The organism is Streptomyces jumonjinensis (assembly GCF_009600885.1).
Classification (GTDB): Bacteria; Actinomycetota; Actinomycetes; order Streptomycetales; family Streptomycetaceae; genus Streptomyces; species Streptomyces jumonjinensis.
In genome coordinates, this window is record NZ_VCLA01000190.1 from 50327 (window position 1) to 62142 (window position 11816).

Below are 11816 nucleotides of genomic sequence, written 5' to 3' on the forward strand. Positions count from 1 at the left end.
GAGTCCGGCGTGTACGCCTTCGGGGAGGATCTCTCGTACGAGGGGGGCGATCGTGCCGTCGTCGATGATGGGGTGGTCGATGCCGTGGTCGGTCAGTGTCGGGATTCTGTCCGGGTTGCGGGTGGTCGCGAAGACGGTCGCTCCGATGTCCTTGGCGAGGGCTGCCGTGGCCAGGCCGAGGGCGGAGGTCCCGCCGCGGATCAGCAGGGTCTGGCCTGCCTGTAGATCGAGGCCGGTGGTGAGCGAGCCGTAGGCGGTCTGGAGGGTCTCGGGCAGGGCGCCGATGGTCTCCCAAGGGAGGTCGGAGGTGAAGGGGATCACCTGGGAGCGGGGCACGATCGTGTACTCGGCGTAGCCGCCGTCGAAGGTGCGGCCCATGCCGCCGACCATGGTGACCACCTGTCGTCCCGGTTCCAGCACTCCGTCCGGGTCGGCGTCGATGGTCCCGGTCGCCTCGATTCCCAGGACCCGGGGGAAGGTCACTCCCTCGGCGAGGCCGAGTCGGGTGTGGAGCTCGGACCGGTTGAGGCCGAACGCCTCCACTTTGATCCGCACCCAGCCCGGCGGCGGCTCGGGGATGGGGAGCGTCCGCAGTCTCAGATGGTCCACCGGCCCCGGCTCGTCCAGGACGACGGCGCGCATGGTCTCTCCCACAGGGGCCTCCTCACAGATCGTCTGCCGGGCCATCGTGGCCCAGCACCGCACGAACCGGCGGAACCAGCGGCACCGGCCCGCCCGTACACACCACCAATGGCCCCACCGACCCCGGTCACGGAGGAGCGCTCCCGACGGCGGCGCGGGCGCGCGGGGGCCGGCCGGCGCCGGCCAGTTCCTCGATGAGGAAGCGGCGGGCGATGGCGTTCGCGGCGGCCCGCATCTCGGGGCCGGGCTCATGGCCGATGTCCTCGGCGAGGCGGTCGCCGAGCCAGGAGGTGAGCGCGTCGGTGATCACCCCGACCTCGTGACGGCCGGCGTCGGTCAGGTCGATACGGTCGTTCTCACGGGTCAGGAAGCCCTGGGCGGTCAGACGGGCGTAGAGGGGTTCCAGGACTTCCGGCGGGAGCCGGTGGCGGGCCGCGAGCAGGGCGACGGGGGCCTCGGCGCGGGTCGCGAGCAGCAGGTCGACGTCCATCACGGCCCAGGCGCCCGCGATGTCCAGCCGGGTGGCCGAGGCCGCGACGACGGGCCGGGCGGGGTCGGGCCCGTGGCGGGTCAGGATCGCGGCGACCGTGCGCTCCAACAGCAGCGCGGAGTCGGCGGGGACCGGCGCGGAGAAGCCGTCGCCGAGGTCGTTGGCGGTGGTGCGGACGCTGGGGCGCAGCGACACCTGCGGCAGGAAGAGCGCGACCACTAAGGCGAGGAGGGCCACGGGCGCCGTCCACAGGAAGACGGATTGCAGGGCGTCGGCGTACGCCCCGGCGACCGGAGCGCGCTGGGCCGGGGGCAGCAGGTGGACGCCCTCGGGGCTGTGCACCAGCCGGGCGAGCAGATAGAGCCCGGCCGCCATGACCAGCGACCCGGCCAGGGGGAACGGCCGGTAGCGCCCCGTACGCCCGGCGACGCGGCCGCTGATGAGCGAGGCGATCAGCAGGCCGATCACCATCGGCAGGGTCCGGATGCCGGAGACGGTCGCGGAGTCCCCGTCGACGTACTGGAGGTAGGAGGGAAGGAAGGTCAGCACGGCGAACAGGGTGAAGCCCACGACGAAGCTGAGGATCGCGCACACGGAGAAGACGCGGCTCCGGAACAGCCGCATCGGCAGCACGGGCTCCGCCGCCCGTGTCTCCCTCAGACAGAACAGGGCGAGAACGGCCGCGCCCCCCGCGAAGAGCCCGACGATGACCGGGGAGGTCCAGGCGTACTGGCTGCCGCCCCAGCTGGTGGCCAGGACCAGGGCCGCCGCACCCACGGAGACCAGGGCGATCCCGGCGTAGTCGACCACCGGCCGGCGCACCGGGAGACGCCCGGCGGGAATGGCGTGCGCGGCGGCGAGGAGCACGGCCAGCGCGAGGGGCACATTGACGTAGAACGCCCACCGCCAGCTCAGATGGTCGGTGAAGAAGCCGCCCAGCAGCGGCCCGATCACGGTGGCGAGCCCGAAGACGGCGCCCATACCCCCCTGATAGGTGCCGCGTTCCCGGACCGGGACCACCTCCGCGATCAGGGCGACCGCGGTGACCAGGAGCCCGCCGGCGCCGAGGCCCTGCACCGCGCGCCAGACGATCAGCAGCGCCATGTCGGGGGCCAGACCGCTCAGCATCGATCCCACGACGAACACGAGTGTCGAGACCTGGAACACGCGTTTACGGCCGAACAGGTCGCCGAACTTGCCGACCAGGGCGGTCCCCACGGTCTCCGCCAGGAGATACGCGGTCACCACCCAGGACATGTGCGCGCCGCCGCCCAGATCCGCGACGATCGTGGGCAGCGCCGTGCCCACGATGGTCTGGTCCAGGGCCGCCAGCAGCACTCCCAGCATCACCGTCCCCACCACGATGTTGCGGTGGCGCACATCGAGCACGGGCGGCGCGAGGGCAGGGGGCGCGAGGGCGGGGTCGGCCCCGGGGGACTCCGGCACGGAGGCGCTGCTCACTCTCGCAGCCTTCCGCCACCGGGCCCGGTGCGCACCCGGGGAGCACCCGGCCGGGTACGTCTCCGGGCGGGCGGCGGCAGACGTCCTTTCAGGAGGCGTCTCGTCCCAGGGCGTCCCGCAGCCGCAGGAGTTCACGGCGGCGGGACCGCGCCCGTAGCAGGACGAGTCCCGCGGCGGCGATGAGGACGGCTCCGGCCAGGGCGGTGGCCAGTGCCTCCGCCGTGGTACCGCGAGCTGCGGCCAGTGCCGTCCCGGCGGCGCCGGTCACCGCGGTCGCCGCGAGCGCCAGCCGGGCTCCCAGCACCCGGTCCCCCGCGAACAGCGGTCGGCGCCTGCTCAGCACCCAGCCGGCGAAGGCGGACCATGCCAGCCCGGTGCCGATCAGCCCGGCGAAGGCCGCCTGGGTGCGCGCGGGAAGCGGATGCGGCTCGGTGGCCCACACCACCGCGACCAGTACCGCCGCGCACCCTCCCGCCAGGCCCACGGCCATGTGCCGCATCCGGGAGCTCAGCGAGACTTCCGCGGCCAGCGCGCGCTCCAGTTCCTCGGGCACATCCCGCTGAGCCGCGGAGTGCTGCTCGCTCATGCCTCGTATCCCCTTTCGGCGAGGATGCTCTGCAACATGCGCCGTGCACGGTGCAGTCTGCTCTTGATCGTGCCGGGCGGTACGCCGAGCACCTCCGCGCAGGCGGCCAGAGGCAGATCCTGTAGGTGGAACAGGATCAGCACTTCGCGCTCCAGGGGTGGCAGCCCGGTGAGGCCGGCTTCGATCTCGATGGTGGTCAGAACGCCGCCGAGACAGTCGTCATACGGGGCCGAAAGGTTCATGGGTCCTGAGCGATACGGGTGGTCTCCTCCGGCGCGTGGGCCGGCTCCGCCGCCGCTTCGCGCCGTCGCCCGAAAGGGTCGGGCCCGGTCTACACGGTGCGCAGGAAGTCCTCGACGGCCCGGGTGTAGACCTCCGGCTGTTCCATGTTGGGGAAGTGGGCCGTGCCGTCGATGACCGTGGTGCGGCCGTCGGCGACGGTACGGGCGATGTGGTCGGCCGCGCCGATGAGACCGGGTGCGTCGAGAGCGCCGTTGAGGGCCAGGACCGGGACGGCGATCTCCGCCGCGCGAGCCGTGGCGTGGGGCACCGGGAGGTGATGGTCCGGTTCGCCGGGCGTGTGCTTGCCGATCGTCCGCCGGGCCATCTCCCGCAGCCGTCGCACCAAGCCCGGGTCGACGTCTCCGGGTTCGCGGTGCGGGCCGGCCGCGACGACGGCGAAAGTGTCGAGCCAGCCCTCGATGTCACCGGCCGTCAGCGCCCGGGTCTGAGCGGACTGGAGCTCCCGGGTCCACGGGTCGCCGGACCCGGCGTCGCGCGCGCCGCCGCCGCTGAGCACCAGCGCGCCGACCAGGCCGGGGTGTTCCAGCGCGGTGTCGACCGCGATGGCCGCGCCCATCGACACGCCGACGACGACGGCGGGGCCCGAGTCCAGGTGACGCAGAAGGGCGGCGAGGTCGTCGGTCTGACGGAACGGCGCGCTCGCGTTGGCGGACGCGCCGTGTCCCCGGGCGTCCGGCGCGATCACCCGGTAGTGCCGGGCAAGGGCGGGGATCTGCGCGTCCCACATGGTGTGGTCCACGAAACCGGCGTGCAGCAGCACCACCGGGCGGCCCGCGCCGGTGTCGCGATAGGTCAGGACGCCGTCCTCGGACGTGAAGGAGGCAAGGGTGTCGTAGGCAGTACTCATGACACCCAAGGTGTCATCCATCCGCAATATTGGCAACCGAGGTGTCATGATGGTCGGGTGACCGACACCGAACCGCCCCTCGCCCCCGATGACCTCTCCGCCCGGCTCATGGAGGTGTTCGCCCTGGTCGGCCCCCTGTACCGGCGCGTCCAGCGCAAAGTCGAGCAGAACGCGCCGGCCGAGGGGCTCTCCGTCGGTGTGCGCGCCGTCCTGGACCTGCTCCGCGAGCACGGGCCCATGACCGTCCCGCAGATGGGCCGCGCCCAGGCGCTCAGCCGCCAGTTCGTCCAGCGCATGGTCAACGACGCCGCGGCCCGCCGCCTGGTGGAGACCGTCCCCAACCCCGCGCACCAGCGGTCCCCGCTGATCCGGCCGACCGCAGCGGGCGAGGCCGCCATCACCGCCGTGATCACCCGCGAGCGCGCCCTGTTGCGCCAGGTCGGAGGCGACCTCACCGACGCCGAGATCACCGCCTGCGTACGGGTACTCGGCCGGATGCTGGAGCTCTTCGACGATGTCGATGTGAACTGAGCCGCGCACCGGGCCACGTCCTCGCCTCGGACGCCCCGGCGCCGCCCGCGAGAAGGTCTCCGGCGCGGTCGGCGGTTCCGTCAGACGGCGGCAGGCGGAGTCGGGAGCCGGGCGTCCCCGGGATGAGTGCCGGAAGGGAGCGGCGCCTCGGTGTACCAGCGTCTCCACCCCCCGGGAACGCAGGCGATGCGCTCGACGTACTCCGCCACGAGATCCTGGTCCGGCCCGAAGTCGGGCAGAGCGCCGCGGAGGAAGGCGAACTCCTCGACGGCCTGCTGGATCAGATGGACGGCGTAGCGGTGACTCTGTTCGGCGGACAGACCCCAGTGGTCCTCGGCGGCGAGCAGCACGTTCATGACATCACCGTGGCGTCCGCGCGGACGCTCCCGGTCCACGGTGGCGATCTCGTTCTGCAGCGCCGTCATCCGGATGATCCGCGACCGCATCCGGGCGAGCACCGGATGACCGGCGACGGCCGGGGGCAGCGGGCGCTCCAGGACCGGTTCGATGAGGTCGAGAGCGAAATGCGTGCCGATCGAGTAGGCGCGGATGGCCAGGCATTCCGCCACCGGCGGTACGGCGCCGGCCCGGCGGTAGGGGCTCTCCCGGGCGGTGCCGTGGACCAGGAAGTCCCGGAATCCGCCCGCGTACCGGGTGACGAACTCCCTCGGCATGAGGGTCCTCAGCTCCCGGCCCGCGAGAGCCACCAGTCGCAGCGTTCCGTCGTCGCCGGGGCGCGGCGGGGCGCCCAGCAGCAGTTCCTGTGCCCGGTCCGCCACGCGGACCGTCTCCCGCGGGCCGGCGTCCCGGCAGGAGCCGGCCAGGACGGTGCCGTAGAGGAAGGCCAGGACCATGGGGCGGATGCGCTCCGGCGAGCCGTACGGGAGCACGACGCCCACGCTTCTTCCCAGGCCCATGGTCGCGTACAGGTCACGCGTCCCGTCGGGCAGGTGATCCAGGTGCTCCCCGACCCATCGCGCGACCCAGCGGTCCAGGCTCAAGGTCTCCGGGTGCGCGTCGCACGCCCACGGGTAGGCGGGGAGGGGAGGCGGGGAAGACGTCATGCGGCGTGCTCTCCTCTGGTCGGCTCGGCAGGCGTGCTCATGACGGGACACGGGTACGGGCCCGCGCACCCGGACGGTGATCACCGCTCGATCGCACCCGGACGGTGATCACCGCTCGGTCGCACCCGGGGCGCCGATCGCCGGGAAGGCCGCCGTAGCCGCGGGCCGTTCACCACCGGGACGGGACACCCGTTCGGCAGACTTCCGTTCGACGCATCCAGCATGTGGGAGACGGCTGCCTCCGGCCAGAGCCCCTTCCAGCCAGCCGCCGCGCTACGACGGCCGCGGCGAATGGCCGGAACGGGTCGTGCTCGTACCAGGGCCTGGACGGCGCCCCCGGCGGGGGGATGTACGGCACCGGGCCGTCGCCGCAGGAGCGCGGCTCGGCCCGGTGGACGCCAGGCTGCCGGCCTGACCTGCGGTGGCGGTGCCGTGGCCCGGGGGCGACAGCACCGCGGTCTCACCGGTAGTACACGGCGGTCCGCGTCCCATCGACTTCGTGGATCCGCACGGGGGTGTCGAAGACCTCGGTGAGCACCTCGGCGCGCATCATCGCCTCGACGGTGTCGGAGGCCGCGATCCGGCCGTCGCGGAGGGCGATGATCCGGTCGGAGTAGGCGGCGGCGAAGTTGATGTCGTGCACGATCAGGACGACGGTCTTGCCGAGTTCGTCTGCGGCGCGGCGCAGCTGGGCCATCATCCGTACGGAGTGCTTCATGTCGAGGTTGTTGAGAGGCTCGTCGAGCAGGACGTACCGGGTGTCCTGGGCCAGCACCATCGCCACATAGGCGCGCTGGCGCTGACCGCCGGAGAGCTGGTCGAGGTAGCGGTGCTGGAGGTCGCCGAGGTGGAGGAAGTCGAGTGCGTCGTCGACGTGGGTGACGTCCTCGCGGGTCAGCCGGCCGCGGCTGTGCGGGAAGCGCCCGAAGGAGACCAGTTCCCGCACCGTCACACGGGCGGTGAAGTGGTTCTCCTGGCGGAGTACGGACAGTGTCCGCGCGACGTCCTGCGACTTGGCCCGGTGCACATCGAGGCCGTCGACGGTCACGGTGCCCGAGGTCGGCTCGGCGAGCCGACCGATGATGGTCAGCAGGGTGGACTTCCCGGCGCCGTTGGGGCCGACGAGCGATGTGACGCCGCCCGCCGGGATCCGCCCGGACACCGGACCGAGCACGGTGTCGTCGCCGTAGACCTTGCGGATGTCGGTGAACTCGATCACAGGGTGCCCTTCCGGAGGAGATGGACGAGGAAGACCGCCCCGCCGACGAACTCGATGACGACGGTGAGCATGCCGGAGGCGTAGAAGACGTGCTCCATGATGAACTGCCCGCCCGCCAGGGTGATCAGCCCGATGAGGAACGCCATCGGCAGCACGACGGCGTGTCGATGGGTGCCCGACATCTGGTGGGCGAGCATCGCGGTGACGAACCCGAAGAAGGTCATGGGGCCCGCGAGCGCCGTCGACATCGCGATCAGCAGGGAGACCAGCAGCAGCATCACCGTCAGCTCGCGCTTGTAGGAGATGCCCAGGTTCGTGGCGGCGTCCCGGCCGAGGAGAAGGGCGTCGAGCCGGTAGCGGCGCTGCCAGACGACGGCGCCGACGATCAGGCAGACGGCGCCGGCCAGGGGCAGATACGCCGCCTCAGCGCTGCTGAGACGCCCGAACAGCCGTGCCGACAGCACGTCGTACTCGGCGGGCGAGAGCATCCGCTGCAGGAAGTCCGACAGGCTGCGGAAGGCGAGGCCCAGCACCACACCGACCAGCAGCAGCACATGGAGGCTGCCGCTGCGCCCGGAGAACAGCCAGCCGAACAGCAGCATCGTGAAGCCGACCATCAGCAGTGTCTGGGTGACGAGCTTCGGCATCCCGTCCGTCGCGGCGAGCACACCGCCGCCGAACACCGACACCAGGAGGGTCTGCATCAGGATGTAGACGGAGTCGAACCCCATGATCGACGGGGTGAGGATCCGGTTGTGGGTGATGGTCTGGAACACCACCGTTCCCACCGCCTGGGTGAACGCGACGACCAGCATCGTCCCGAGCATGGTCAGGCGCCGCTCGAAGGCGAAGTCGAAGGACCCCTCGATGAAGAGGAAGAGGAAGCAGACGACGGCGACGGCGGCGAGCCCGCCCGCCACAGCGAGCCGCGCGGCTGGGGGAAGCCCCCGGCGGACGGGGGCGACCGCGGCGGCCCCGGCGCCCTTGCCGTCCCGTGCGGTCTCCACGGGGGACGGGGCGGGCAGATGAGTCTCAGACATGGGCCTTCCCTCGCTGACGCAGGATCATCGCGACGAACACGACCGCCCCGAAGGCGCCGAGCACCACCGTCGCCGGAATCTCCAGCGGGAAGACGATGAGCCGCCCGACCAGATCGCAGGCGATCATCAGAGCCACACTGCTGAGCACCACCCACGGCAGATTGCCGCGGACGTCGTCGCCGCGCGCCATCGAGACCAGATTCGGCACGATCAGCCCCAGGAAGGGGATGAACCCGACGACGACGGTGGTCACGCCCGCGGCCAGGGCGACCATGATGAGCCCGATGAACATGATGCGCCGGTAGGGCAGCCCCAGGCTGGTGGCCGTGGACCGGCCGAGTCCGGCGATGGTGAAGCGGTCCGCCAGCAGATACAGCCCGACGACGATGGCCCCCACCACCCACAGCGGCTCGTAGTTGCCGCGCACCACCGAGCTGAAGCCGCCCGAACGCCAGGTGGCGAGCATCTGCAGCAGATTGGTGGAGGAGGCGATGTACAGGGTCGCCGCGCTCACCAGGGCGCCCAGCATGATGCCCACGATCGGCACGATGACCTGCGACTTGAGCCCGATCCGCCCGAGGACGACCAGAAAGACGAGCGCGCCGGCGAACGCGAAGGCACTGGCGGCCCCCATCTTCAGCAAGGGCGACGCGCCCGGCACGAGCAGGGTGAGCAGCAGTACCCCCAGGGCCGCCCATTCGCTGGTGCCGGTGGTGGTCGGCTCGACGAATCGATTCTGCACCAGCATCTGCATGATCACGCCGGAGACGGCCATCGCCGCGGCGGCGAGGACCAGGGCGAGCGTACGCGGCACCCGGGAGATCAGGAACATTCGCCGGGCTTCGGGGTCGGTGAACAGGGCGCGCAGGTCGATGTCGTATCCGCCGATGAACAGGGAGGCGGTGACCAGGGCCAGCACACAGAGCGTGGCCAGCAGGAGCGGGAGTCGGCGCATGAGGCTTCCGGGACGAGTGGGATGAGAGCGGCCCCGGCGGGGAGGCCGGGGCCGCACCGGCGTGAAAGGGTCAGCCGGCCGCGTTGAACGCGGTCGTCACCTTGTCGAAGGCGTCCGTGTAGGCCTGGATGCCCTCGGTCAGGTAGAAGTCACTCGGCAGATAGACGACCTGGTCCTTCTCGCGGAACGTCGTCTTGTCCCACGCCTCCATGCCGTCCACGAGCTCCTTCGCGGCGACGGCCTCCGCGCCGCCCTCCTCGCCCATGGCCGCGTCCCGGTCCAGCATGATCATCCAGTCGGGGTTGAGCTTGGCGACCGTCTCGGGCGCGAGCCCCGAGTTGTCGTGCACAGAGGTGCTCTCCTCGCCCTCGGCTTCGAGCACGTTCTTCAGGTTCAGCGGCTCGGTGAGGCGCCCGATGCGGCTGGCCCCGTTGTCGACCTTGCCGGCGCTGGCGACCGCGAGGAACACGCTCTCGCCCTTGGTGGCCTCGGTGGCCGACTGCTGGGCCTTCTCCAGGGCGGCGACGATCTCCTTGGCCTTGTCCTCCTCGCCGAAGATCTTTCCGAGCGTCTCGGTCTGCGCCTTCAGCGAGCTGACGTATCCGCCCTCGGCCTCGTCGGACGGAGCGACGTCGATCGTCTTGGCGATCTTGGACAGCTTGTCGTGGTGCGCGGTGAACCGGTAGCCGCCGATGATCAGGTCGGGCTCACTGGCGTTGAGCGCCTCGAACTTGGGCTCGTGATGGGTGCCCACGTCCTTGATGGACGAGTCGTTCTTCCAGTCCTCGAAGCCCTTCTGCGGCAGGAGCGCCTTGGGCACCGCGACCGGCTTGACGCCGAGCGCCTTGAGCGTCACGAACGACGTGTTGTCGAGCGCGGCGACCCGGGAGGGCTTCCGGGGCACTTCGAGCTTGCCCTTGGCGGTCGTGACGGTGACCTCGCCCTGGCTCTTGCCCGCAGCCGAATCCTTGCCGGACTCCCCACAGGCGCTCAGCACCATTCCTGCGCACAGGACCGTACTGGTCACCACGATGGACTTGCGAAAACGGACGGAACGCACGGCGGATGACTCCCAGAGCTGATGGGCAGCCGGCATCGCACGGCGATGAGGCTGCAAGGACTCGCGACTTCGCTTAGCCTAACCTAACCCTCAATTCGCCCATCATCCGGGTCCGCCCGGAGGCCGCCGCGACCTCGGGGAAGGCCCGATCGGCAGGCCAAGGGGCTTCGACGAGGGAACGGCCCGCGTCTGGCGTACCGGACGCAAGGAGGTCGAGTAAGGCGATCCTTGCCGACCATCGCCGCACTGCCCGACGGTCTCGGCACCCCGCCCCGGCGACCGCCTCGTCCGTGCCGAAGTCTTCGAACAGTGCGCCTTCTCGTCGTCGCGCCCGCCGCTCCGGTCCAGATATACGGATCAAATCTGAGGATGTACTGGCTTTTCCAGGGAAAACCGGCGTCCGATACCATGCCGCTCAACAGACCCGCAGGATCTGGAGGAGGGTGCGTATGCCCGAAGCGACCTCGGACATCGCCACGGTCAAGTCCGCCGAACGCACGGTGCGCATCCTGGAGGCACTCGCCTCCTCGCACGACAAACTGTCGGTCTCCGAGCTCCAGGAGCGGCTGGGCTATCCGCGGAGCAGCCTCCACGCCCTGATCCGCACTCTGCGCGAACTGAAGTGGGTGGAGGCCGACGACAGCGGCTCCGCATTCGGCGTCGGCCCGCACGCACTGCTCTCCGGCACCGCCTATCTCGACCGCGACCCGGCCCTGCCGTACGCCCACGAGGTGATGGAGGACCTGCGCGAAGAGACCGGCCACACCGTCCACTTCGCCCGCCGGGACGACGGCTATGTGCTCTACCTCGCCAGCCGCGAGGCCCGCGAGAGCGTCCGGGTCATCCCCCGGGTCGGCCGTCGGCTGCCGACCCATCTGACCGCGCTCGGCCAGGCGCTGCTCGCCGATCTCACCACCGAGGAGGTGGACGCCGTGCTCCCGGAGCATCTGGAGGCGTTCACCCCGAACACCGTCACCGACCGGTCGGAGCTCCACGCCGAACTGGCCCGGGTCCGGGACCGGGGCTGGGCCCTGGAGCGGGAGCAGGGCACGGTGGGGGTCGCGTGTCTGTCGGCGCCCGTGCATTACCGGATCCCGGCCTCGGACGCGCTCAGCTGCTCCATGCCGGTGGAGGCCGCCACCGAGGAAGAGGTCGAACGCATCGCGAGGGCGGTGGTGTCGCACGCCACCGCCCTCGCGAACACCTTGCGCCGTCAAGGCATCAGATGACCTGTCACGGCGTCACGGCGCCGTGCCCGGCCCGGGCCGCCGGGGTCGGCGTCCCCACCGCCACCGGACCGGCGACGACCGCCGCGACGGCGCGCGGCACCGCTCTCCCCCAGGGCGAGCCTCTCCTACTGCCGGGCGGCGGTCAGATCGGCGGGCAGACCTGAACCGGCCGCGTTGAAGCCGAAGCCCTTCTCCTGACCTGGGGCGATGGCCCCGTTCCAGGAGACGTTGGTGAAGCTGAAGCGCCGGCCGCTCTGGGTCTTGTTCGAGGACCAGTTACTGGACACATTCGTGCCCGAGGGCAGGGTGAACTCGACCTTCCAGCCCGAGACCGCGGTGGCGCAGTCGTTCTTGACGAACACGTCCATGCCGTAGCCGCTGCCCCAGGC

General features: G+C 71.1%; 13 protein-coding genes. 2 read left to right on the forward strand and 11 right to left on the reverse strand.

Annotated elements, in window-relative coordinates; all coding sequences use genetic code 11:
* From FF041_RS29820 to FF041_RS29840, 5 genes are all read right to left on the reverse strand, one after another.
* Positions 1-654: alcohol dehydrogenase catalytic domain-containing protein (locus tag FF041_RS29820; protein WP_323393097.1), on the reverse strand; the 654-nt coding region annotated here is incomplete at its 3' end.
* 115 nt (positions 655-769) lie between these two features.
* Positions 770-2593, reverse strand: coding sequence for an MDR family MFS transporter (locus FF041_RS29825; protein WP_323393098.1), 1824 nt, complete (start codon positions 2591-2593; stop codon positions 770-772).
* Positions 2594-2681: 88 nt separating this feature from the next.
* Complete coding sequence (locus tag FF041_RS29830) at positions 2682-3179, reverse strand: transmembrane transport protein (RefSeq protein WP_153525675.1); 498 nt, start codon at positions 3177-3179, stop codon at positions 2682-2684.
* On the reverse strand, positions 3176-3421 hold the full coding sequence (locus FF041_RS29835; RefSeq protein WP_228388715.1) for an RNA polymerase sigma factor: 246 nt from the start codon (positions 3419-3421) through the stop codon (positions 3176-3178). Before FF041_RS29835 ends, FF041_RS29830 begins: the two co-directional genes overlap by 4 nt.
* 89 nt (positions 3422-3510) lie before the next feature.
* Positions 3511-4329 carry an alpha/beta fold hydrolase gene (locus FF041_RS29840; protein WP_228388716.1) on the reverse strand — a complete coding sequence of 273 codons (819 nt, stop codon included), beginning with the start codon at positions 4327-4329 and terminating at the stop codon, positions 3511-3513.
* A 57-nt stretch (positions 4330-4386) separates the two neighbouring features.
* Here FF041_RS29840 and FF041_RS29845 point away from each other — a divergent pair, with 57 nt between their 5' ends.
* Positions 4387-4860 (forward strand): MarR family winged helix-turn-helix transcriptional regulator, encoded by a 474-nt coding sequence (locus FF041_RS29845; RefSeq protein ID WP_323393100.1) that lies wholly within the window; start codon positions 4387-4389, stop codon positions 4858-4860.
* 80 nt (positions 4861-4940) lie between these two features.
* Here the strand turns inward: FF041_RS29845 and FF041_RS29850 are convergent, their stop codons facing one another.
* The 5 genes from FF041_RS29850 to FF041_RS29870 all read right to left on the reverse strand — a co-directional run bounded on the left by FF041_RS29850 (position 4941) and on the right by FF041_RS29870 (position 10234).
* Complete coding sequence (locus FF041_RS29850) at positions 4941-5924, reverse strand: terpene synthase family protein (RefSeq protein ID WP_153525677.1); 984 nt, start codon at positions 5922-5924, stop codon at positions 4941-4943.
* A gap of 460 nt (positions 5925-6384) precedes the next feature.
* The gene (locus FF041_RS29855) at positions 6385-7143 is read right to left on the reverse strand and encodes an iron ABC transporter ATP-binding protein (protein ID WP_323393103.1); all 759 of its coding nucleotides are present in this window, start codon (positions 7141-7143) and stop codon (positions 6385-6387) included.
* Positions 7140-8183: an iron chelate uptake ABC transporter family permease subunit gene (locus FF041_RS29860; protein ID WP_153525678.1), complete on the reverse strand. Its 1044-nt coding sequence runs from the start codon at positions 8181-8183 to the stop codon at positions 7140-7142. The genes FF041_RS29855 and FF041_RS29860 overlap by 4 nt, the downstream gene beginning before the upstream one ends.
* Positions 8176-9138, reverse strand: a complete 963-nt coding sequence (locus FF041_RS29865; protein ID WP_153525679.1) for an ABC transporter permease — start codon at positions 9136-9138, stop codon at positions 8176-8178. Before FF041_RS29865 ends, FF041_RS29860 begins: the two co-directional genes overlap by 8 nt.
* Positions 9139-9208: 70 nt before the next feature.
* Entirely contained in the window at positions 9209-10234 is a 1026-nt protein-coding gene (locus FF041_RS29870) for a siderophore ABC transporter substrate-binding protein (protein WP_228388717.1), read from the reverse strand.
* 413 nt (positions 10235-10647) lie between these two features.
* Between FF041_RS29870 and FF041_RS29875 the strand changes: the two genes are divergently transcribed.
* Positions 10648-11427 carry an IclR family transcriptional regulator gene (locus FF041_RS29875; RefSeq protein ID WP_153525680.1) on the forward strand — a complete coding sequence of 260 codons (780 nt, stop codon included), beginning with the start codon at positions 10648-10650 and terminating at the stop codon, positions 11425-11427.
* Positions 11428-11552: 125 nt separating this feature from the next.
* Here FF041_RS29875 and FF041_RS29880 read toward each other — a convergent pair.
* Positions 11553-11816 (reverse strand): cellulose binding domain-containing protein (locus FF041_RS29880; RefSeq protein WP_194292226.1); only part of this gene is annotated, 264 nt, incomplete at its 5' end.